Genomic DNA, 20,614 nt, shown 5'->3' on the forward strand with positions numbered 1-20,614 from the left:
GATCTAATGTTTGAGTTTTTTATTACTTTAGAGGTATTTTGGAATCCATTCCAAATGCAGACCAAGTGCAAAGTCCTTAACAACAAAACCCTAAAAATGCTGAGATAGCGCGAGTTTACTTGCATTATGACGTAAGCCGTATCCCCCTTTAAAAGCAAATTTAATCTGGCAACAACCCCACGATATGTTTAGGTTGTATTTTTGTAACCCTGACAGAGAAAACGCACTCATAATCAGCGCAATAATCTCGCCAAGATAGATAACCTTTCGCTTTAAAGGCGATGATTTGATGATTAAACTCATTCAAACTTGATTACAATTTCCGATTACAATTTCCGATTACAGTTTTCGATTACAGTTTTCGATTACAGTTTTCGATTACAGTTTTCGATTACAGTTTTCGATTACAGTTTCCGATTACAGTTTTCGATTACAATTTCCGATTACAGTTTTCGATTACAGTTTTCGATTACAGTTTTCGATTATAGTTTTCGATTACAGATATGGATTCGAGTGGAATTACGGATCTGATACAGGTACTTATATTAAAAAAGCGCTAAACTCTCGATAACAGTAACGATAAGGGTAACTATCACGCCTTTATGCTGCTTAGTATTAATTGGAAAACCTGACATATTATGGAATTAGAAGAGATCTACCGCCAAGATCTGAGCTTATTGATCGCCCTGCAAATTTTGGTCGAAGAGCGCAGTGTCACTCAAGCAGCCAAACGCTTGCACCTGAGCCAATCGGCGACTAGCCGCATATTATCTCGCCTGCGAGAGATGCTAAACGATCCTTTGTTTTCACGTGTTGGCCAGCAACTCGTGCCCACTTCATTTGCACTCGAGTGTTATCAGCAATTACGCCAACCCACAGGCCAGCTCATCGAGCTGCTAACTCCAAAAGCTTTTGTGCCCGAGGAGTGCCAGCAACAATTTTCTATCGCAGTGACTGATTACGCCATGCAGGCATTAATCCCGTTTATTTTGCCCGGTATTTACCAAAAAGCGCCGCAGATCAGGTTAGAGATCGTGCCTGTGCAGCAAAAAGAATTACAAGCGCAGCTAAGTGTTAAAGGCGCCGATATGGCAATTTGCCGCGCCATTGGTCAAACCGGGAATCTGCAGCACACCTTTCTTGGGAAGGTCGGCGTCAGTTGCTTATTGTCCCCTAACCACCCACTGGCTAATAGCGACATCAGCTTAGAAGATTACCTGCATTATCCCCATGCCACCATTGCGATTAGTGATGGGGTCAAGGCGTTGCTCGATGATGCAATAAGCCAATATCCGCCGCGCACCGAACTACTGCGCACGCCGCATCTAGATACCGCGTTGGCACTGCAATCGGTTAATCCGCTGATTATTACCCTGCCAGAAGGCATGGCTGAAATGGCAGCCCAGCGACATAAACTAACAGTTAAACCGCTACCCTTTAAGCTGCAAAGCCTAGATTACAATCTGTTTTGGCATTCTCGCTGTGAGCAAGACAAGGCGCAAAAGTGGTTACGCCAAGAGATAGCTAACGCCACACAAACCTTGTTGGAGCAAACGCCACAAAATCTGTAACCGATTAGTATTTTCTAGCTCCTAGGACGTAGTGCTTCGAGGGCGGACATAATAAACAAGGTTCTAGGTTCTAGGCCCTAGAGCGCTGTGCTTCGAGGACGGACTTCGTCCTACTAGGAAAAGCAAACACCAAAACAGTGCCTTTGCCACTTTATGTAGGTCGGCATTTATGCCGTCAAAAAAATAAATCGAATTAGAGATGGATTGAACTGCAGATAGACATCAAAGATATGGGTCGCATGCATGATGGGCTAAAGCCCAAACTACAGAAGAAAGCATGCTTTTCCGGCTTTCCTAGGACCTAGGCTCTTTCTCAGCTTTTCCTAGATCCTAGCACCTGCTTATAGCTGAACTAGCACGCGACCAGTTACCTGGCCTTTAATAATCCGCTGTGCAAATTCTGGCACTTGCTCAAGCGAAATCGTCTCGCAAGCATCTTCAAAGTAGCTAGCTGGTAGCAAGTTAAGTACCGCTTCCCACGCTGCTTGACGCTTGTCAAACGGGCAAGAAACCGAGTCAACACCTAGCAGCCTCACGCCGCGTAGAATAAATGGCATCACGGTAGTGGGTAATGCAAAGCCACCCGCTAAACCGCAAATAGCAGCTGCGCCGCCGTAATTCATCTGTGCTAATGCGGTTGCCAATACCTTATTACCAACGGTATCCACTACGCCGGCCCAGCGCTGCTTTTCAAGCGGGCGCGAGTCCACTTCAAGCTCACTGCGATCAATGACTTCACTGGCACCTAACTTAGTTAGCAAGGCACCGTTTTGCTCTACGCGACCGGAGCTTGCCACCACACGATAACCTAACTGCGCTAGCAAGGTCACCGCAACTGAGCCAACGCCACCACTGGCGCCAGTGACTAATACATCGCCATCACTAGGCTGTACACCTGCCTGCTGCAATGCTTGAACACACAACATCGCCGTTAAACCTGCAGTACCAATCTGCATCGCTTTAGCAGCATCGCAATTGCTTGGCATTGGCACTAACCAGTCGGCTTTAACACGGGCTTTTTCAGCTAGACCACCCCAGTGATTCTCGCCCACGCCCCAACCAGTTAAAATCACCTTGTCACCCGCTTGATAACGCTCGTCACTCGACTCAAGTACCGTACCCGCAAAGTCGATGCCCGGCACCATAGGGAAGTTACGAATGATTTTTCCAACACCCGTTACCGCCAAACCATCTTTGTAGTTCAGTGATGAACACGAAACGTCCACCAACACTTCGCCTTCAGGCAAGTCAGCCTCGGTGATTTGACGAACATTCGCCAAAGTAAGCTTTTCTTCTTGGGTCAAAACAAGTGCGTTAAACATGACAAGTTCCTATTTAAACTGATGAGAGAAGCATAGGCCATAAATAGTTATGAATGAAGTGCATATTTTGCATAGAAACAATGCACCGGATTCATATTTGATAGCGACTAGCACAAATAACCAAAACCAAAGGCTCTAATTATTGTTATATGGAGCAACAATATAGCCAAAAAACCTAGCAATAAGCTACTCGACTTTTTTCCTATACCCTCGCCATTATTTTATCTACTACACTGAGTTATCGCATAAATAATACACAAGGAATCGTTCGTATGATTTATAACAAACCAGGCACCCCCGGCGCCATTATCAATTTCAAACCACAGTACCAAAATTTCATTGGCGGTAGATGGACTAAACCGGTTAATAATCTTTACTTTAACAATACTTCCCCCGTAGATGGCCAGGTATTTTGCCAGGTGCCACGCTCAGGTTCAGTTGATATTGAACTTGCACTCGATGCCGCCCATGAAGCCAAAGACAGTTGGGGCAAAACCTCGGTCACCGAGCGTGCAAACATCTTGCTACGCATTGCCGATCGCATTGAGCAAAATATTGAATACTTAGCCATTGCCGAAACTTGGGATAACGGTAAAGCTGTACGCGAAACGCTAGCGGCCGATCTACCGTTAGTGGTCGACCATTTCCGCTATTTTGCTGGCTGCATTCGCGCCCAAGAAGGCAGCGCCGCCGATATTGATGCTAATACTGTTAGCTACCACTTTCCCGAACCCCTTGGCGTGGTTGGTCAGATTATTCCGTGGAACTTCCCACTACTGATGGCGGCATGGAAAGTTGCCCCCGCGCTCGCTGCTGGCAACTGCGTGGTACTCAAACCTGCTGAGCAAACACCGGTATCAATTCTAGTGCTGCTCGAACTCATTGAAGACTTACTGCCAAAAGGCGTGCTGAATGTGGTCAATGGTTTTGGCGCTGAGGCCGGCCAAGCGCTAGCCACCAGCAAGCGCATTGCAAAACTGGCCTTTACTGGCTCAACCGAAGTAGGTCACCATATTTTAAAGTGCGCCGCTGAATCATTGATTCCATCAACCGTCGAGCTTGGCGGTAAGTCTCCTAACGTTATTTTTGCCGATGTAATGGATCATGAAGATGAATACCTCGATAAAGCCATAGAGGGCATGTTGTTGGCGTTTTTCAATCAAGGTGAAGTCTGTACCTGCCCATCACGCGCATTAATTCACGAGTCTATTTACGACAAGTTTATTGCTAAGGTGATTGAGCGCTGTAAAACCATTAAGCAAAGTAACCCACTCGATACCGACACCCAAGTGGGGGCGCAGGCCTCACAGGAGCAGTTCGATAAGATCTTAAGCTACCTGGACATAGGTAAAGACGAAGGTGCTGAGGTATTGATTGGTGGTGACATATGCAAACTTGAAGGTGAACACGGTCATGGCTTTTATATTACGCCGACAATCTTAAAGGGCACCAATGATATGCGCATCTTCCAAGAGGAGATTTTTGGCCCAGTCATTTCGGTAACTACCTTTAAAGATGAGGCTGAAGCCTTAGCAATTGCCAACGATACCGAATACGGTTTAGGCGCTGGCGTGTGGACTCGCGATATGAATACCGCCCAGCGTATGGGACGCGGCATTCAAGCGGGACGCGTATGGATTAACTGTTACCACGCCTACCCTGCTCACGCCGCCTTTGGCGGTTATAAAAAATCAGGTATTGGCCGTGAAACCCACAAGATGATGTTAGATCACTACCAGAACACTAAGAACCTGTTGATCAGTTACGATGCTAATCCGTTAGGTTTCTTCTAGCTCGCTTTAGCTTTGTTCTCACCTTATGCAGGCTGGCAGTTGCCAGCCTGCCGCGCTCACCGACTCACTTTCAAATAAGTTGAGAACCCTGGCTTCGGATTTCCAAATTGGCAATCACTCTTTAGCCGTTTTTCACTATAAGAATTTAGCGTTAGCATCTTAAAATATATCCATAAAATATTAGTGGATACTGCACCATGACCGTCGCAAACAGAATCGCTCAAATAGCTCGTGACCCTAACCTTTCGCCAAAGCAAAAGTCTAACTTCTTAGCCTTAGAAGCAGAAGCGAGTCTGCCTTATGTTGAGGTGTCAGATGCCGTAGCCGAGGCCAAAGAGCAAGGTGTTATCTGTGATATGTTTGAAGGTAACGCGCCGTTCAAACCAAGATATGTTCTGCCCGATTACGCCAAGTTTTTACAAAATGGTTCTGAGTATTTAGAGCTAAGCCCGGCGCAAGACTTAGATGAAGCCTTAAATGCATTAACTATCATCTATCACCATGTACCATCAGTCACCAATATTCCCGTTTATCTAGGTCAACTCGATGACGTGCTATTACCATTTTGCCAAGGTCTTGATGACGAGACTATTTATCGTAAATTAAAGCTATTTTGGATCATGCTAGACCGCACCTTGCCAGATGCCTTTATGCACGTAAACATCGGCCCGACAGACAATATTGTTTGCCGCACCATTTTACGTGTCGATGCCGAGCTTAAGCAGATAGCGCCGAATCTAACCTTTATGTACGACCCACAAATTACGCCGGACGAGCTACTACAAGTTGCCGCCAGCAATATTTGTGAGTGCAGCAAACCCCATATTGCTAACTACCCAATCCATGCCAACACGTTTGATAACAAAGGCTTCGGCATTGTCAGTTGTTATAACTCGCTGCCATTAGCCGGTGGTGCCAACACCTTAGTAAGACTGAACCTAAAAGAGGTCGCCCTTAAAGCCAATAGCATCAGTGACTTCTTCGATAATATCCTGCCGCAATACTGCCAGCTCACATTCGAGCTGATTGACGCGCGCGCTAAATTTTTGCATGAAGAATCTAACTTCTTTAATAGCTTTTTAGTTAAAGAAACCTTGATTGAAGAATCACGTTTTGCGCCTATGTTTGGGATCTACGGCATGGCCGAGGCTGTTAGCATTCTGCAGGGCACACCTGATTTCAATGAAAACAACATAGACCAATCAAGAGAAGATAAGCCAAGCAGCCATTATGGTCATAGTGCGGCAGCTAACGAGCTTGGGCATAAGATCTCTAAAGCACTCGATGCCATCGTAAAATCAACACCTGTAACTTACGGCTACAACGGCCGAGCGTTATTGCACTCGCAGGGCGGCATTAGCATCGACAAAGACGTGACGCCGGGCGTGCGTATTCCCTATGGCACCGAGCCCAACCCGATTGCGCATATTCAAGCGATCGCAGAGCATCACCAATATTACACCTCGGGGATTAGTGACATTCTCACCATAGATGAAACGGTTAAAGCCAACCCACAGGCGATGATGCAGCTGTGCAAAGGTGCGCTGAGTTTAGGTTTTCGCGAGTTTACCGCCAACGTGGCCTCAAACGACTTGATCCGCGTCACAGGTTATATGGTTAAGCTGTCTGATATCGCCAGCTTTAAAGCAGAGGGCTCACGCACCAATACCACATGGTTAGGCGCTGAGGCAGCAGAGAATACTAAGATTTTGCAGCGTCAGCCTCGTGTGGTAGCTAATGAGCATGCGCCGGTATACGCCAAATAACGGCCAAGTAAGCTGCTTATAAATTAACAATTAGTTTAATACAGGGTTTAGAGTAAAACATGGGCAGAGTCGCGACGGTTAACCAAATTATTCCCTTCTCTTGCGTCGATGGTCCAGGCAGTCGCCTAGTCATCTTCCTGCAGGGGTGTAATTTTAGCTGCAAAAATTGTCACAACCCGTACACCATAGACATGTGCGACAGTTGCGGCGATTGCGTGGCCACCTGCCCAGCAGATGCGTTAGCTCTGACAACAACAGTTCAAGGTAAATCTAAGATCGTTTGGGACAGTGACAAGTGCACCCAGTGTGATATTTGTTTAACCACCTGCCCTAAGCAATCTAGCCCTAAGACTCGTCAATTCAGCGTAGAGCAAATGCTTACGCTCATCCGCAGCCAAGTGCACTTTATCAACGGCATCACCGTCAGCGGCGGTGAAGCCACTTTGCAACTGCCGTTTATCGTCGAGCTGTTTCAAGCGATAAAAGTCAGCGCAGATTTAGCTCACTTAAGCTGCATGATCGACAGTAACGGCTATGTAAGTGAAAACGGCTGGCAGCAAGTTATGCCCTACCTAGATGGCGCGATGATCGATCTAAAGTCCTGGCAAGAGCACACTCATTATTACATCACAGGCCGCGATAATCATCGGGTCTTTAGCAGTTTAAAACGGCTTGCGGCAGAGGGAAAGCTATACGAAATACGCCTACTGTATATTCCGAGAATAAGTGATATTGACAGTGAGGTTAATGCCATAGCAGGCTATCTAAGCCAGTTACCTGCCAATGTAAGAGTTAAGCTTAACGCCTTTCAACATCATGGCGTAACAGGCGAAGCCCTTAATTGGCCAACTTGCAGTGAAGCGCAGATGCTTGAGTTAGCGGCACGGCTAACTGAGCGTGGAGTACGTAATTTAGTTTTACCCAATGTTTATTTGTAGGCTTTGAGCTAAGCCTACTTATGTAGCTTTAGAGCTAAAGCGATGAACCTTTGGGTTTATCATCACTTGAATCTTCAAACTAACTTCTAGCATTGGTGGTTCCAATGGCTTGCAGCCAGCGTATGTGCAGAGGTTAAGGGTTTCATTCGCTTGAAACTAACGTAGGTTTTAAAGCTACAACGATGAACCTTTGTTTTACCAATGCTTGGGCAGTACTTGATGTATCTTCCAACATCTGTGGTTCCAATGGCTTGCAGCCGGCGTATGTGCAGATACTTCTTAGGCACGCTGCAAGTACTTCCATGTAAGCTCTACGATGGCATCCATGCCATCAAAGGCCTAAGCCGCATCTACACTGGGTTAGAAAAGCATTAAACCAACACTTCGGCGTCTTTAACTAAAAATTAATTACCTTCTAAGGCGTCTTAGTAAACCTTTATAGTCCGTTTGATTCCTTTCAATTTCCTTACTATTTTCAAACCTCAAAATATTGAAATCAGAAGTATCGCCACACCCGTGATATGAGTTAGCCAAACCACGTGCATCATCAAAAACCTTACGAGTTTTTTCAAATTCTTGTAGTACTTTTTTTTGTTCTTTAGATGATAAGAAACTCAAGGAAAAATCCATTAACCTAATAAAACTGTCCCTTTCAGCAAGGTAACACTTCTGTAAATCTGAGTAGTCTTTTTCGGAATTAGCATATACAACATTCTGAATATAACCTTCTAGCAAGCTATCAAATGATTCATATAGAGCCCTCAACTGAGTTTCTAAATTGACTATGGCTTTGAACTTCTCTGCGTGATCAAACTGACTTTTCCATGTATGGAGAGCATATAGTGCAATAAGCATCGTTGATGCAGCTATAACAACACCACCAACGGAGGATAGAGCTTGTATCCAAGCGAGGGTTTCTTCTGTTGGAGCATCATATGAAACTCCTATGACAATCCCAAGCATCACAAAAAGCACAGCCAACAGGCTACCGCTAATAAGGAATATTGTTTTCAAATAGGTTCAACCTTTACTGAATGTAAGTATGGACTAAATGATGAATATTTATTATCAAACAACAGCCTTTCAAAACCTAATTAAAGTTATTGATTAGTAACTCTTAATTGAGTACTCCTAACTCACAGGGAACACCGATTCCCCATCGAAGTTGCCGAAGTACGTAGATAAAAATGCCGTGGAACCATCATGGATGATGGTTCAGGCTCGGGGGGACATGGATGTCCCATCTGAGCCGTTAGGCGATTTTTATTGGAGTATGAGGCCTGTATCCAATGCATGTAACTTCGTCGGGGCGTCATGGTGGATGCAAGGAGGATAGGACGAGCAGTCCTCCTTGCCCGGGTGTGGGATGGAATACCACGACGTTTATCAAGCGCAGCTTGATTGCTTAAGGGTCAGGCGCAGCCTGATAAGTGGCAAGGCCACGACTTTAGTTGTTAGACGAAATCTAACTATAGAGTTCAGACGTAGTCTGATAAATAAAGTCGTTAGACGAAGTCTAACCATCAACCAAAATTCAAAGCAAAAAAAAGCATCCCGCTGGGATGCTTTTTTGTTTTACTGCCTAACATGAATGCTGATTTGTTAGGCTTATCAAAGTTACCCGTGGGTAACTCAATGGGTATCCGATAGTATTCGCAAGACTCGGATTGAAAAGTAGTTCGGTCGAAGCTTCTAATAACAATGCCTCAGCTCTGTCGAATCCGGCTCAGCCAGCGGAGCTAGCTAATGTCGAACTCCCAGTCGATTGAGTCCTCGTTATATCAATGAACACTCCGACCTAAACCGCTGAGTTCAAATTAGCAATAAAACGTGACGCGTGTCAAATTTTTATTCATATAAGTTTAAATACTGTTCAATTGCGGTTTTTAAATAGTTAACTCTATTGATTGGTTCTAGAACAACCAACAGGAGAATAATTAACCATAAAGGATACGAATGCCTGGTCATTGTGGCCTCAGAGTTTTTACACTGAAGCTAACTGTTCTAATGATGTGACCAACTACCTCATAGATCACTTTCAGCATCGTATGCAGCTAATTGCCTACAGCAAGTGTATATGCAGAGGGTAAGGGGTTCATTTGCGTGAAACTAACGCAGACTTTAAATCTAAAGCATGCGAACCTTTGGCCTCATAGCCATTTGAAGGTATGAAGCCAATTCCGACATCTGTGGTTCCAATGGCTTGCAGCCGGCGTATGTGCAGAAGTTAAGGGTTTCCTTTGCGGGAAACTTGCTCAAGCTTTAAATCTACAGCGTTAAACCTTTAGACTCTTCATCACTTGAATCTTCAAACCAACTTCTGGCATTTGCGGTTCCAATAGCTTGCAGCAGGGGCATGTGCAGACACTGCTGAAACACGCTTTACGCCATCCCTGGCCGCTCTGCGGTTTCATCCCTGAAACCGAAGGCTTCAGCCGTATCTGCACGAGGTTAGAAAGGCATAATCATTTCACTACTGAGCCATTAATATGAAAACACAGAATTAAAACCCGCTCACTTTGTGTCAGAAAACATCCATCCCCCATCGAAGTTGCCGAAGTTATTGAAGAACTCTTGTAAACAGAAAGTCGTGTGAGCGAGGCAGGATGCCGAGATAGCCTTAGGTGAGCCATGGACGGCGAATATGAGGCGATAGCGATTTTCGAAAATAACTGAGGCCCGTATCAAATGCATGTAACTTCGTAGGGGCGTCATGGTGGATGCAAGGGCGAAGTCCATAACTATGGACTCTCTGAGCGAGAACCACGGACGGCGAACTGGCTTTTGAACAAGGATGTTCTTGATAAGGACGAGCAGTCCTCCTTGCCCGAGTGTGGGATGACATCCCACGACTTTTATCAAACGAAGTTTGATTGATGTAGTTGTTAGACGAAGTCTAACTCAAAGCTCAGGCATCGCCTGATGCCAAAAATCAGAATTAACTTACTCGAATTCCACCTGAGTAAAAGCAACCAACTGTTGGTACAACCACCTAAGTGCAGGGTCATTCATACTCTGCTTATGCCACACCAAACTATACGCCACTTCACCATAATCAAGTGGCATCGCCTTGGTCACCAAACCTTTTGCTTGCAACGCTATTTCAGCCCAGCGCCTCGAGCTGGTAAACAGCAACTCACTGTGATGACACAGTAACGCTGCACTGCCAAAGTCTGAAACCGAAATCGGTACCGCACGATTGCGTGCTTGCTGCGCTAACTGCATCTCAAAAAATGGGGTATTTAAATCAGTATCGCTAATACCAATATGGCTATAACTTAAGTAATCATCGATAGTGATCTGCGTTTGAGTCGCCAGCGGATGCTCAGGATTCATCAGACACACCATCTCGTCATTAATCAAGGTTTCCCATACCAGTTCATGCTGGGAGATCGGCGGCTGACTTCTATCGTGAGGCAACACGATAAAGTCTAAACTGCCTTTAACTAAACCATCAAAACCCACGCTGTCTTTGGCAAAAATATCTAAACGAATATTCGGCGCCTGCGTCAGCACATGGGCGGTTAACTTGGCGGCTAATAATTCAAAGGTGCTTTCACGCATCGCCAGTGAGAATCGGCCTTTATACTCAGCAGGATTAAAGGCTTCTTGGGTCATCAGCTGATTCATATCATTGATGATTTGATGCACGCTAGGCCCCAGTCTTCTCGCTAATGGCGTGGCCACCAGCTTATTGCCGTGACGGTAAAACAGCTCGTCGTCGAGACTGAGCCTTAACTGGCTTAAGGTCTTACTCACCGATGACGGGCTTAAACATAAACGCTCAGCACTGGCAGTCACGCTCAAGGTGTCGAGCATCACATGCAGGGTGATCAAGTGCTTCATGCTGATCCGAGAAAGTTTAGCGAGATCCATACGTTTGCCTAAATAAACCGTGTATTCGTAAAGCGGAATATAGACCTAAAACAGCGGTTGGCATATTGCTAAACCACATAATCACGACCTATCTCACGCAACATGTTGCCATCACCGCTGCGCGATTTTCCGCATCGAGGTTTTTGCCGTATAATCTCGGCTCACCAATTTTTAGGCAGGCCAGCATGTTTCATATCGCGCTTTACGAACCCGAAATCGCCCCAAATACCGGTAATATCATCCGCTTAATCGCTAACAACGGCTGCCAGCTGCATCTGATTGAGCCATTAGGCTTCGATCTAGAAGATAAAAAGCTACGTCGTGCAGGTTTAGATTACGCAGATCTTGCCAACGTAACCCACCACAAGAACTTCGAGGCATTCCTTGAGGCGATGGATGGTAAGCGCATTATGGCGTGTACCACTAAGGGCAGTCGTCCACACTCTGAGCTGACCTTTAAGCAAGATGACGTGTTGTTATTTGGCCCTGAAAGCCGCGGTCTACCCGCTGATATTATCGATTCGATCCCTACCGAGCAGCGCCTGCGCATTCCTATGATGTCGACCAGCCGTAGCTTGAACCTGTCGAATGCCGTAGCCATTATCAGCTATGAAGCTTGGCGTCAGTTAGATTACGCAGGTATGTAACCAGACTCGTATTCGAGCATAAATGTTGCAGACAACTGTTCCTGACACAAGCCCAAAAGCTATCCGTCCATGGGCTTTTGCCATAACTGTTCCAGACAGCAAAAAGCCGCGATTACCGCGGCTTTTTGCTGTGTTCCGTTATGTATTTACGGCCTTAAGGAAGCTTAGCCACCAAAGCCCACTTGAGTCATGTCTACTTGCTTTACCTTGCCATACTCTTTGGCAATCGGCGCTATCTTGGCAGCATTGCCGATGATGACAAACTGTAGGTTTTTCTTCGGGAAGTAAGTGTCGATTAAGCGCTTTGATTCTTCTAGCGTTAATCCATCCACCTTGGCCTGAAACTCATTGATAAAGGTATCATCAAAACCATACAGGTACATATCCGTCATTAGCCCGGCAAGTTGAGCACTGGTCTCATACTTAGGCGGAAACTGACCTTTAACATAAGCTTTGGCAGAGTCTAAGGTCGCTTGATCTAGCCCTTGCTCCCATAACCTTGCATAGGTTTTTAAGGCTAAGTCGATGGTTTCTTTGGTGGTCGCCGTTTTGGTAAAGGTGCTGATCCTAAATGTGCCTGACGCCGAGTAAGGGATAAAACCAGAACGTGCGCCATAAGTCAGGCCCGCATTGACCCTTAGCTCGTCATTAAGCCATGAGGTAAAGCGGCCACCCAAGATGGTATTGATCACGGTAAGCCCAACAAAGTCAGGATTATCACGACGAATACCCATACCACCAATTAAGAAGGTCGTTTCAATCGCATCAGGCTTATCCACCAGTAGTACTGCGCTTGCATCAAACTTAGGTAAACCCTTGGTAAGATTGATTAAGGTGACAGGCTCAGCGTCTTGCCAATTGGCAAACAGCTTCTCTAGCTTGGCTTGCATCTGTGCAGGCTCAAAATCACCGACGACACTAATGGCCGTATTCGACGGTTGATAGTAACTCTTATGAAAAGCACGCAACTGCGGGATCGTTAGCTCGGCCAACGAATCACTGTTACCTGATGTAGCATTGCCGTAGGGATGCTCACCAAAAACAAGTTTATCGAAGTAGCGACTGATCACTGCACGCGGGCTCTCTTTCGATTGCGATAAGCCGGCAATTTCTCGCTGACGTAACTTATCAAACTCTGTGGTATCAAAGTCTGGCGCAAGCAACATATCTTTAATTAGCGGCAGCATCTTATCTGCATCTTTTGCCATAAAGTTAGCACTGATATAGCTGCCCTCTTTACCTGCGCCGCTGCTTAAACTGGCACCTAAAAAATCAACCTCCTGTTCTATCTCCAGCTTACTTTTACCGCCTGCACCTAACATTAAACCTGCGGCGGTCATTTCGGCCACACCAGAGGTGGTGTCGTTAACCGCACCCGCACGGACGATGGCATCGATAGTGATAAGCGGCACTTCACGCTGCGGCATCATATACACGGTTAAGCCATTAGACAGAGTAACGTGTTGATATGCAGGTACGCTAAAGCTCCCCGTGTCGACTGTCTTTGCCGGGTCCGTGGCAGCACAGCCAGTTAGCGCGAGCGCCCCCGCAACAGCCACCACTGTGAGTAGTTTTTTAGATTGCAGTAAGGCCGAGGCACTTAAGCTTAAATTACACTTTTTCATTGGTCAGCCTCCTCGGTTGCAGCCAGTACGGCAACAGTGCGGTTTGCACGTTTAAGATAAGTTTGCGCGACACGTTGAATATCTTCTGGTGTCACCTTGTTATAAGCCTCTGGCGCATTAAATAGCTTATCAAAACTACCAAAGAACAGCTCGTAGGTCCCTATGGTGTTGGCCTTGCCGTTAATCGTTTCCATGGCGCGATAAAAGCCCATTAGCTTGATGTTTTTTACTTTCTCAAGCTCTTCTGCCGTCACGCCGTCACGGGCTACACGATTGATCTCGCTGATCATCGCATCTTCTAACTCTGGAGCTGTCACCCCAGGATTTGCCACCCCCATCACGTAAAACAGGTTCGGGTCGAATGACATCGGCATATAAGTATCAACTTCTATGGCAACTTGCTTATCGACTAAGCCTTGATACATGCGTGAACTGTTGCCTGTGGTCAAGATAGACGACAGTAGATCCAGTGCGTAATAGTCAGCATTTGAGGTCGCAGGAATATGGTAGCCTAGCATCACATTAGGGGTGCTCACTGATGCTTTTTGCACAAATACACGGCGCTCACCTTTTTGCAGAGGCTCGACCGTTTTCACCACTCTTGGTGGCGCTTGCGCTGGAATTGGCGCAAAGTATTTATCGGCTAACTTTTTAACCTCGCTAAGCTTCACGTCGCCCGCAATCACCACGACTGCGTTATTCGGTGCGTAATAGGTTTTGTGGTATTGAGTCAGGTCTTCTAACGTCCAAGCGGCAATATCGGATTCGTGACCGATAACCGACCAGCTATAAGGGTGTGCCCTAAACGCTGCGCCTTTAAGCTCTTCTTGCAACACCCGCCAGTTAGAGTTTTCAAGCCCAGTTAAACGCTCTGAAGCGACAACTCCACGCTCACTTTCCACCATCTGCTCGTTGATATCGAGATTTTCTATACGGTCGGCTTCTAAGTCAAAAATAGTCTCTAGCGCATTAGCGGGGAACCAGTCGGTGTATACGGTTAAGTTTTCAGTGGTGTAGGCGTTATTTGCGCCACCCGCGGCTTCCATGGTCCGGTCAAACATCTTAGGGCCATATTTTTTAGAGCCATTAAACATCATGTGCTCAAAAAAATGGGAGATCCCGGTAATGCCCGGTACCTCATTACGTGAACCGACTTTCCAAAATAGGTACATGTTGGCATTGGGTATCGAGCTATCCTCCAACACCATAATCTTCATGCCATTATCCAAAGTAAAACTCTGAATATCTTTGGCCTCTGTGGCTTGAGCCATCGGCATTGCCATTAGCAATCCTAGGCTCAAAAACAATGCCTTTGTATAGCGCTTCATTATCCGCTCCTTGTTTGAGCACCTTTGCCATACTTAACCTTTTCCAGTCAGCGTATGACGAAAATTTGTGTTTTTCCGACTATTATTCTTTTTCATCGCGATGTTTCGCTATGAAAGCAGCGTCCATCAAAAAGCAAATTGTGATGAAAATCAAATTAACTGCGGCAAATATTTGTAACTCAAGGTAAACCAGACGCAACGCCGGTGTGTTCTCGTTGTTGAAAACGACTCTTTTATGTTAGCTTCAAGCTCTGCTTAATCGACGGGTAGGCTGCTTTATGCCATCAGAAAAGGACTTCAATACATTAGACACGATCAACTGCGGCACTGGGGTGCACCTGCAGTTACTCACACCAACACAAACAATTCGCTTGCGTAGCCGCTTAATCGGCATAGATCCCGGTCGTTCGGTTATCTTAGCCTTAGGCAATGACAAAGCTTGGCAAGCTGCAAGTGCCTATATCAGAGAGCGACAGAGTGTGATCCTTCGGGTCGTCAGTAGCGACGAGCAAGATGCCAAGATCTTGGCCTTTAGAAGTACTATTCAACAAGTTGTTAGCTCTGTAGGTCGCTGGCTAATAGTCACCTATCCCAAAGAGTTGCAAACGGTTGCCTTGAGGCAGCATTCTCGCGTGCCTATCAATGTCAAAGCCAGTCTTATTGCACTCGATTGTGCTGATGTTATTTCAAGCGGTTATTTAAAAGATATCTCAATTAAAGGCGGGGCATTTGTAGGTAAAGCCAGAAGCGATTTTATTGTGGATAGCCAATTTAGGCTCGAAGTTGAGCTTGATGATGAGCTAAAAACCATTCCTGTAACCCTGAAGAATCAGCAAGAGTTAGAGCCACAAACAGGCTTAGCACAATATGGTTTTGCCCTAGATTCAGAGGCTGAAGCGACACTAGAGTTAGTGCAAAAGGTAATACTGCATCACTTAAACAGCTAAATAGATATGGCTGGCACCGAATAACCGTACTGATAGCTTCAGCTAAGGTTAATGAGATCACCAGCCACGTTATTTATTCAAATCACTGAGCAACAAAAATCTGCTCGATGCTATGCAGTAGTTTTGGCGATTTAAGCTCGGTTTCGCCCGTCATTAAGAATGAAAAGTTCTCTGCAATGATCTCTTCTGGATGGATAATATAGTTGGTATTACGGCCAATTTGCTTAAAGAAGCCCTTTAGCTCAGACACTTTTACAATTTGTGCATTGGCCGGATCATAAGCTGCGGTATTTGGCTGCTCATCACTGCCGACAATCACAAAGTTAAACTCTAAATAATCAAAAAACTCACCGCCTTTCTCTAGGCTATATTGCTTATCAGCCGAGTACAGAATAGGCACAGCCCAAACCAGCTTATCGTCATAGCGAACTCTAATGGCAAAGTCGTTGATGGGTGCATCGGGATTGGTGATTTTTTGCTTGGCAAGCGCCGTAGGAAAACTAATCTCGCCGACAGGGTAAAAGCCAATCGCTTGATAAAGCTGCTGTTTCATTTGGGGATTAAAACGAGAAAATATATGCAGTAACTCATGGGCAACTAACCCAGGCAGGCCTTGTTCATTTGTCAGCTGCTTTTGCTGCAAAATAATGGCTTGGCCTCGGGTATAAGCCGCGCCGCCCTCTTCTAAGCCGGTGGTTTTAATAAACTCTATGGGTGTTGGCAGTGACACTTTTAATGCCGCTAGTTGAGGCTGGATCTGGGCAAATGCTTGCTTCACAGCAGTGCGCTCTTGTTCACTCCAATCTAAGGTCTGTCCTGCAACAAAAGCCAGATACTCAGCTTTACTCGGACTGTCTGCACGCTTCATGCGTGAGGCCATATCAAATTGACTAATACCACGAACAAAGTCATCTTCTTGGGTTAATACGTTAGCGGCATCGGCTTTGTTTAAAAACGTAATCGAGTCACTCGACGCAGCCTGTGCAGCGCTCGATAGCGAAGCACTAAAGCAGATACACGCCCAATAGATAAGTGCCGAAATTGTTACTTTCATACTGCTCATTCCTTTGTTCATATTAACAATAAGGCCCTATAGAAGAGCCTTTGCAGATGGGGTGTTTATTTTTACACAGCGACTATTTTTACACAGCGACTATAGCAAGTTGTTGCCAGCTTGAGGACAGGGCTTTACGCACCTGCCGTTAATCTTTAGTAAAAAGCACTACATCATTACCCATGACTTCGAGTGTCCAGCCGTACTGCTTGGCTATCCATTCAAAGGTCGCGGTCGAGTAAAATCTTATATGAGTCGGGTCGCCTTTATAATGCCAGTTGCGAAAAGCGTCGAGATCGCCTGCCCGCTTAGTCATAATCACCAATAGGCCGCCAGATTTTAGCAGGCTATCGAGTGTCGCTAATAAGGACTTTGCATCCGCTACATGCTCAATCACCTCTGTGATTGTGACAAAATCATATTGCTGCTGCAGCTTTTGAGGGTCGTTGCAATAATAGAGATCGTAATTATCAACCTTGATGCCTTTTTCTGCCGCCATCACGCTAATTGTGGGACCGGGGCCGCAGCCAAAATCTAGCCCCTGCGCATCTTGAGTGACTCGCGCTAAAATAGGATCCAGTGCCCTTGATAAAAATTTACGGTAACCAAGATCATCAGGATTATTCTGATGTTGATCATAAACGGCTTTTTCATCAACACTATTAAGCAAGAAGCGATCTGGAACGCTGACCAGTAAGCAATGATTGCAGCGCTGATATTCTCTCAGCTTATCTTGATGGAAAGCCTGTAAATCAGGCTGCTGGCACAAGGGACAAATACTCACTGGATATTCCTAACTCTATTTATTTTGGTAATAAGGCTTATTCAAAAGGCTTGGGGATTTTGCGATCTTTACTGGCCGCTTCTCGCGCTTCACGCAAGTATTTTTCTTCACGCGATTCACGCTGCTTAAATTGTGTTTGTGCTTTTTCTCTTTGCTCGCTTTCCCAATCACCAGACTCTTGCCTTTCAAGCACTTTGCTTTCGCGCTCTTGCCTTTGCTTGGCGGCATCACGCGCTTTTTGCAGTTGCTCATGCTCAACGCGTTGCTTGGTTTTTTCTGCTTGTAGCGATAAAGAATGGGCCCGCTCAGCGGTCGCTTCTGGGTCCGCCGCGGCTAAATCTAAACTCATTCCCATAAAACCAAGAAAAACGAAGAGCTGACTCGTTAATGCTATTTTCTGAATGGCCACTTTTATTCCTTTTATAAGAAGCACTTCTCTAAATGCATATTCTACCCATTTCCTCGGTGCTCGCATCGTCTTTTATTTTGTCTTGGCCACTATTTATCTCAAGCAATTGAATTAAAGTGCTTAAATTAAAACCGTTGTATTACAGCAAACCGTCACTGCGATGGTTCGCAACGATTTTAATCGGTACTGACAGCTTAACTTATCGATTTCAAAACTATTTTTGTTATAAATGTTCTCTAGATTCAATTTTGTTACATCTTAATTGTACAAAGCGTCAAATAAAGGTATTTTTGACGCCAATCGAATAAAGCTATACTAAATTGCTGGCTTTATCATCAATTCCTGTGTTGTTCTAGCACTGAATAGAGTCATACCAAAAGGGAAGAGTGTATGAGTGTGTCAATGTGGTCTAAGCTATATTCGCGTGTATCTTTTACCGTCCCCGGATTATCAGATCAGCTCAAGCTTTGGCAAAACGAGTCTGAGCCCACTGCATTGGCTATTATTCAAGGTTCTCGCTTTTTGGCAGCTAATGCTGCAACGCTCAACTATTTTGAGAGCCAAGAGCATAACTTTCTTCATGCAACACCGTTTGATTTTTCCCCTAGGATCCAATCATCAGGCAGAAGCAGCGTCGAATATGGCCAGCAAATGCTCAAAAGAGCCGCTAAAGGCGAAGTTGTATCGATGAGCTGGCTACACATGAGCCAGCAAGGCAAAGACTTACCCACAGTTGTGACTATCTATCCTGCTGAACTTGATGAAAAACAAGTGATGATTATTTCGTTTAAGCCTATGAATAGGCGTAAGCGCACCAGAGAGACCATCAGCAACGGCTTTGAAACCTTGCCCAAAGAATTGATGTCAATCACCTTAGAAGACAGCGCTGAAGCGGTTTATATCACCGACGAGAGCAAACGTATCTTGGCGGTAAATAAAGCGATGTGCCGTATTTGTGGTTTCAGTGCTGAACATTTACTCACAAAAACCCCCGCCGACCTGCATCTTGAAGTGCAGCTCGATACGCACACATCCAGCACACAATTAAACGATCGTGGTAGCTGGCAAGGTGAAGTTTGGAAATGCCGCTCTGATGGCTCTACTTTTCCTGCATGGCAGAGCTGTCGACGGATTTATGCCGATGGACAGGTCTTCTATGTCAATCTATTTAGTGATATCAGTGACAAAAAAGCCCTCGAAGCTAAACTCACTCAACAAGCCATGTATGACAAACTGACCGGGCTACCCAACCGTTTTCATCTGATTAAGCTCCTCAATAAAGCCATTAGTCATATCAAGCATAAGCCTGACATGATTGGCGCCTTAATGTTCTTAGATCTCAATGGTTTTAAAAATGTTAACGACAGTTTTGGCCATTCAACGGGTGATAAAGTCTTACAGCTTGTAGCAGCAAGATTAGAAGCATGCTGTATTGAGAATGCTGAAATTGCGCGTCTTGGTGGCGATGAATTTACTTTAATACTGCCTGAGTGCGCTAGCAGACAAGAGATTGAAGCATTTTCAGAGTTAGTACTCTCACTGTTTGAAGCACCGTTCGAGGTCGATAGTCAAAAGTTTTATCTGGGAACCAGTATCGGGATCTCGCTTTTTCCGCAACAAAGCGATGAAGCGAATCAGCTACTGAGCATGGCTGATACCGCAATGTACTCAGCTAAAAATAGCCCTAATCATATTCGCTTTTATAACGCTACGATTCGAGAGGCTGCTGAGAAAAAGCTCCACATTTTAAATGATCTGCGCCATGCACAAGGTTTAAGGCAATTTAGTTTAGTCTATCAAGGTATTGTCGAGCTTGAGTCTAGCGAGTTAGTGAGTGTCGAAACCCTGCTTCGCTGGCAACGAAGTAATGGTGAAATCCTTGAAGCTCACGACTTTGTTCCTCTATTAGAAGAGACAGGCTCAATGGTCAACGTGGGGCAATGGGTATTGGAGCAAGCCTGCTTACAGATGGTAAAATGGCGTAAAGAGTTCAACCCAATATTAAAAATTAGCGTCAACATTTCAGCCTCACAGCTTGAGCATCCCGATTTCATCTCCATGCTTGAAAGAGTATTAGCACGAACACAGTTACCTGCTAATGCCTTAATTATAGAGATCACCGAAAGCGCGCTTATCCGCCGACCGACGCTCATTACAAAAGTGCTGACCCAATTAAAAGCGATGAGCATCAGCATTGCCATTGATGACTTCGGTGCAGGCTTATCTTCATTGAGCCATTTAAGCACCTTGCCAATTGACACCCTAAAAATTGACTCTGAGTTTGTCCAAAATCTACACTGCGAGCAGGGAGTTAACCTCTGTAAAGCCGTCATCCAGTTAGCTCAGACCTTGAAGATCCGCTTTATTGTTGAAGGGATAGAAACCAGACAGCAAAGAGATTTGCTTTTAACCATAGGGAAAGGGATGGGCCAAGGCTACTATTTTGGCAAACCGACAACCAGCGAACGCTTTTCTTTAGAAACATTGAAGTCAATTACGCGAGAAGATTCGCTCCCCCAAGCATGTGGAGGGTAGCTACGCCAGCACTCTGAAT

The 20,614-nt window shown here is 45.4% G+C and carries 15 protein-coding genes; 7 read left to right on the forward strand and 8 right to left on the reverse strand.

The genetic code is table 11. The annotated features are described in order from the left end of the window. The first annotated feature begins 638 nt into the window (after positions 1-638). Positions 639-1,571, forward strand: coding sequence for a LysR family transcriptional regulator (locus ACVBIU_RS08360; protein WP_447158924.1), 933 nt, complete (start codon positions 639-641; stop codon positions 1,569-1,571). A gap of 341 nt (positions 1,572-1,912) precedes the next feature. Here ACVBIU_RS08360 and acuI read toward each other — a convergent pair whose 3' ends face one another. Further along, positions 1,913-2,893, reverse strand: coding sequence for an acrylyl-CoA reductase (NADPH) (gene acuI, locus ACVBIU_RS08365; protein ID WP_447163505.1), 981 nt, complete (start codon positions 2,891-2,893; stop codon positions 1,913-1,915). A 272-nt stretch (positions 2,894-3,165) separates the two neighbouring features. Here acuI and exaC point away from each other — a divergent pair, with 272 nt between their 5' ends. The 3 genes from exaC (at position 3,166) to ACVBIU_RS08380 (ending at position 7,390) form a co-directional block, all read left to right on the forward strand. Beyond that, positions 3,166-4,686: an acetaldehyde dehydrogenase ExaC gene (gene exaC, locus ACVBIU_RS08370; RefSeq protein WP_447158926.1), complete on the forward strand. Its 1,521-nt coding sequence runs from the start codon at positions 3,166-3,168 to the stop codon at positions 4,684-4,686. A gap of 197 nt (positions 4,687-4,883) precedes the next feature. Next, positions 4,884-6,452 carry a YjjI family glycine radical enzyme gene (locus tag ACVBIU_RS08375; RefSeq protein ID WP_447163506.1) on the forward strand — a complete coding sequence of 523 codons (1,569 nt, stop codon included), beginning with the start codon at positions 4,884-4,886 and terminating at the stop codon, positions 6,450-6,452. Between the two features lie 59 nt (positions 6,453-6,511). Then, positions 6,512-7,390 carry a YjjW family glycine radical enzyme activase gene (locus ACVBIU_RS08380; protein WP_447163507.1) on the forward strand — a complete coding sequence of 293 codons (879 nt, stop codon included), beginning with the start codon at positions 6,512-6,514 and terminating at the stop codon, positions 7,388-7,390. A gap of 408 nt (positions 7,391-7,798) precedes the next feature. Here ACVBIU_RS08380 and ACVBIU_RS08385 read toward each other — a convergent pair whose 3' ends face one another. Beyond that, positions 7,799-8,404: a hypothetical protein gene (locus ACVBIU_RS08385; RefSeq protein WP_447163508.1), complete on the reverse strand. Its 606-nt coding sequence runs from the start codon at positions 8,402-8,404 to the stop codon at positions 7,799-7,801. A gap of 1,929 nt (positions 8,405-10,333) precedes the next feature. After that, a complete protein-coding gene (locus tag ACVBIU_RS08390; protein ID WP_447163509.1) occupies positions 10,334-11,266 on the reverse strand; it encodes a LysR family transcriptional regulator in 933 nt (310 codons plus the stop codon). 185 nt (positions 11,267-11,451) lie between these two features. On the opposite strand from ACVBIU_RS08390, the gene trmL reads away from it, so the two are divergent. Further along, positions 11,452-11,913: a tRNA (uridine(34)/cytosine(34)/5-carboxymethylaminomethyluridine(34)-2'-O)-methyltransferase TrmL gene (gene trmL / locus ACVBIU_RS08395; RefSeq protein ID WP_447158932.1), complete on the forward strand. Its 462-nt coding sequence runs from the start codon at positions 11,452-11,454 to the stop codon at positions 11,911-11,913. Positions 11,914-12,077: 164 nt separating this feature from the next. On the opposite strand, the gene ACVBIU_RS08400 is transcribed toward trmL, so the two are convergent. Together ACVBIU_RS08400 and ACVBIU_RS08405 are read right to left on the reverse strand one after the other, a co-directional pair. Continuing rightward, the gene (locus tag ACVBIU_RS08400) at positions 12,078-13,538 is read right to left on the reverse strand and encodes a M16 family metallopeptidase (protein ID WP_447163510.1); all 1,461 of its coding nucleotides are present in this window, start codon (positions 13,536-13,538) and stop codon (positions 12,078-12,080) included. Then, complete coding sequence (locus tag ACVBIU_RS08405) at positions 13,535-14,866, reverse strand: M16 family metallopeptidase (protein WP_447163511.1); 1,332 nt, start codon at positions 14,864-14,866, stop codon at positions 13,535-13,537. Before ACVBIU_RS08405 ends, ACVBIU_RS08400 begins: the two co-directional genes overlap by 4 nt. Positions 14,867-15,144: 278 nt before the next feature. Between ACVBIU_RS08405 and ACVBIU_RS08410 the strand changes: the two genes are divergently transcribed. Continuing rightward, positions 15,145-15,813 (forward strand): flagellar brake domain-containing protein, encoded by a 669-nt coding sequence (locus ACVBIU_RS08410; protein ID WP_447158935.1) that lies wholly within the window; start codon positions 15,145-15,147, stop codon positions 15,811-15,813. Between the two features lie 82 nt (positions 15,814-15,895). On the opposite strand, the gene ACVBIU_RS08415 is transcribed toward ACVBIU_RS08410, so the two are convergent. The 3 genes from ACVBIU_RS08415 to ACVBIU_RS08425 all read right to left on the reverse strand — a co-directional run bounded on the left by ACVBIU_RS08415 (position 15,896) and on the right by ACVBIU_RS08425 (position 18,006). Beyond that, on the reverse strand, positions 15,896-16,867 hold the full coding sequence (locus tag ACVBIU_RS08415) for a hypothetical protein (protein WP_447158936.1): 972 nt from the start codon (positions 16,865-16,867) through the stop codon (positions 15,896-15,898). A 148-nt stretch (positions 16,868-17,015) separates the two neighbouring features. Then, positions 17,016-17,651: a class I SAM-dependent methyltransferase gene (locus tag ACVBIU_RS08420; RefSeq protein ID WP_447163512.1), complete on the reverse strand. Its 636-nt coding sequence runs from the start codon at positions 17,649-17,651 to the stop codon at positions 17,016-17,018. Positions 17,652-17,688: 37 nt separating this feature from the next. Then, entirely contained in the window at positions 17,689-18,006 is a 318-nt protein-coding gene (locus ACVBIU_RS08425; RefSeq protein ID WP_447159133.1) for a hypothetical protein, read from the reverse strand. 450 nt (positions 18,007-18,456) lie between these two features. Here ACVBIU_RS08425 and ACVBIU_RS08430 point away from each other — a divergent pair, with 450 nt between their 5' ends. Beyond that, positions 18,457-20,595: a putative bifunctional diguanylate cyclase/phosphodiesterase gene (locus tag ACVBIU_RS08430; RefSeq protein ID WP_447163525.1), complete on the forward strand. Its 2,139-nt coding sequence runs from the start codon at positions 18,457-18,459 to the stop codon at positions 20,593-20,595. Positions 20,596-20,614: the final 19 nt, after the last annotated feature.

The sequence above is a fragment of the Shewanella sp. 30m-14 genome (assembly GCF_052977125.1).

What these genes read in the sequence shown, in the direction of transcription:
- ACVBIU_RS08360 (WP_447158924.1), top strand. Translation starts at nt 639, where the DNA reads ATGGAATTAGAAGAGATCTACCGCCAAGATCTGAGCTTATTGATCGCC.
- acuI (WP_447163505.1), bottom strand. Translation starts at nt 2,893, where the DNA reads ATGTTTAACGCACTTGTTTTGACCCAAGAAGAAAAGCTTACTTTGGCG.
- exaC (WP_447158926.1), top strand. Translation starts at nt 3,166, where the DNA reads ATGATTTATAACAAACCAGGCACCCCCGGCGCCATTATCAATTTCAAA.
- ACVBIU_RS08375 (WP_447163506.1), top strand. Translation starts at nt 4,884, where the DNA reads ATGACCGTCGCAAACAGAATCGCTCAAATAGCTCGTGACCCTAACCTT.
- ACVBIU_RS08380 (WP_447163507.1), top strand. Translation starts at nt 6,512, where the DNA reads ATGGGCAGAGTCGCGACGGTTAACCAAATTATTCCCTTCTCTTGCGTC.
- ACVBIU_RS08390 (WP_447163509.1), bottom strand. Translation starts at nt 11,266, where the DNA reads ATGGATCTCGCTAAACTTTCTCGGATCAGCATGAAGCACTTGATCACC.
- trmL (WP_447158932.1), top strand. Translation starts at nt 11,452, where the DNA reads ATGTTTCATATCGCGCTTTACGAACCCGAAATCGCCCCAAATACCGGT.
- ACVBIU_RS08400 (WP_447163510.1), bottom strand. Translation starts at nt 13,538, where the DNA reads ATGAAAAAGTGTAATTTAAGCTTAAGTGCCTCGGCCTTACTGCAATCT.
- ACVBIU_RS08405 (WP_447163511.1), bottom strand. Translation starts at nt 14,866, where the DNA reads ATGAAGCGCTATACAAAGGCATTGTTTTTGAGCCTAGGATTGCTAATG.
- ACVBIU_RS08410 (WP_447158935.1), top strand. Translation starts at nt 15,145, where the DNA reads ATGCCATCAGAAAAGGACTTCAATACATTAGACACGATCAACTGCGGC.
- ACVBIU_RS08415 (WP_447158936.1), bottom strand. Translation starts at nt 16,867, where the DNA reads ATGAAAGTAACAATTTCGGCACTTATCTATTGGGCGTGTATCTGCTTT.
- ACVBIU_RS08425 (WP_447159133.1), bottom strand. Translation starts at nt 18,006, where the DNA reads ATGGGAATGAGTTTAGATTTAGCCGCGGCGGACCCAGAAGCGACCGCT.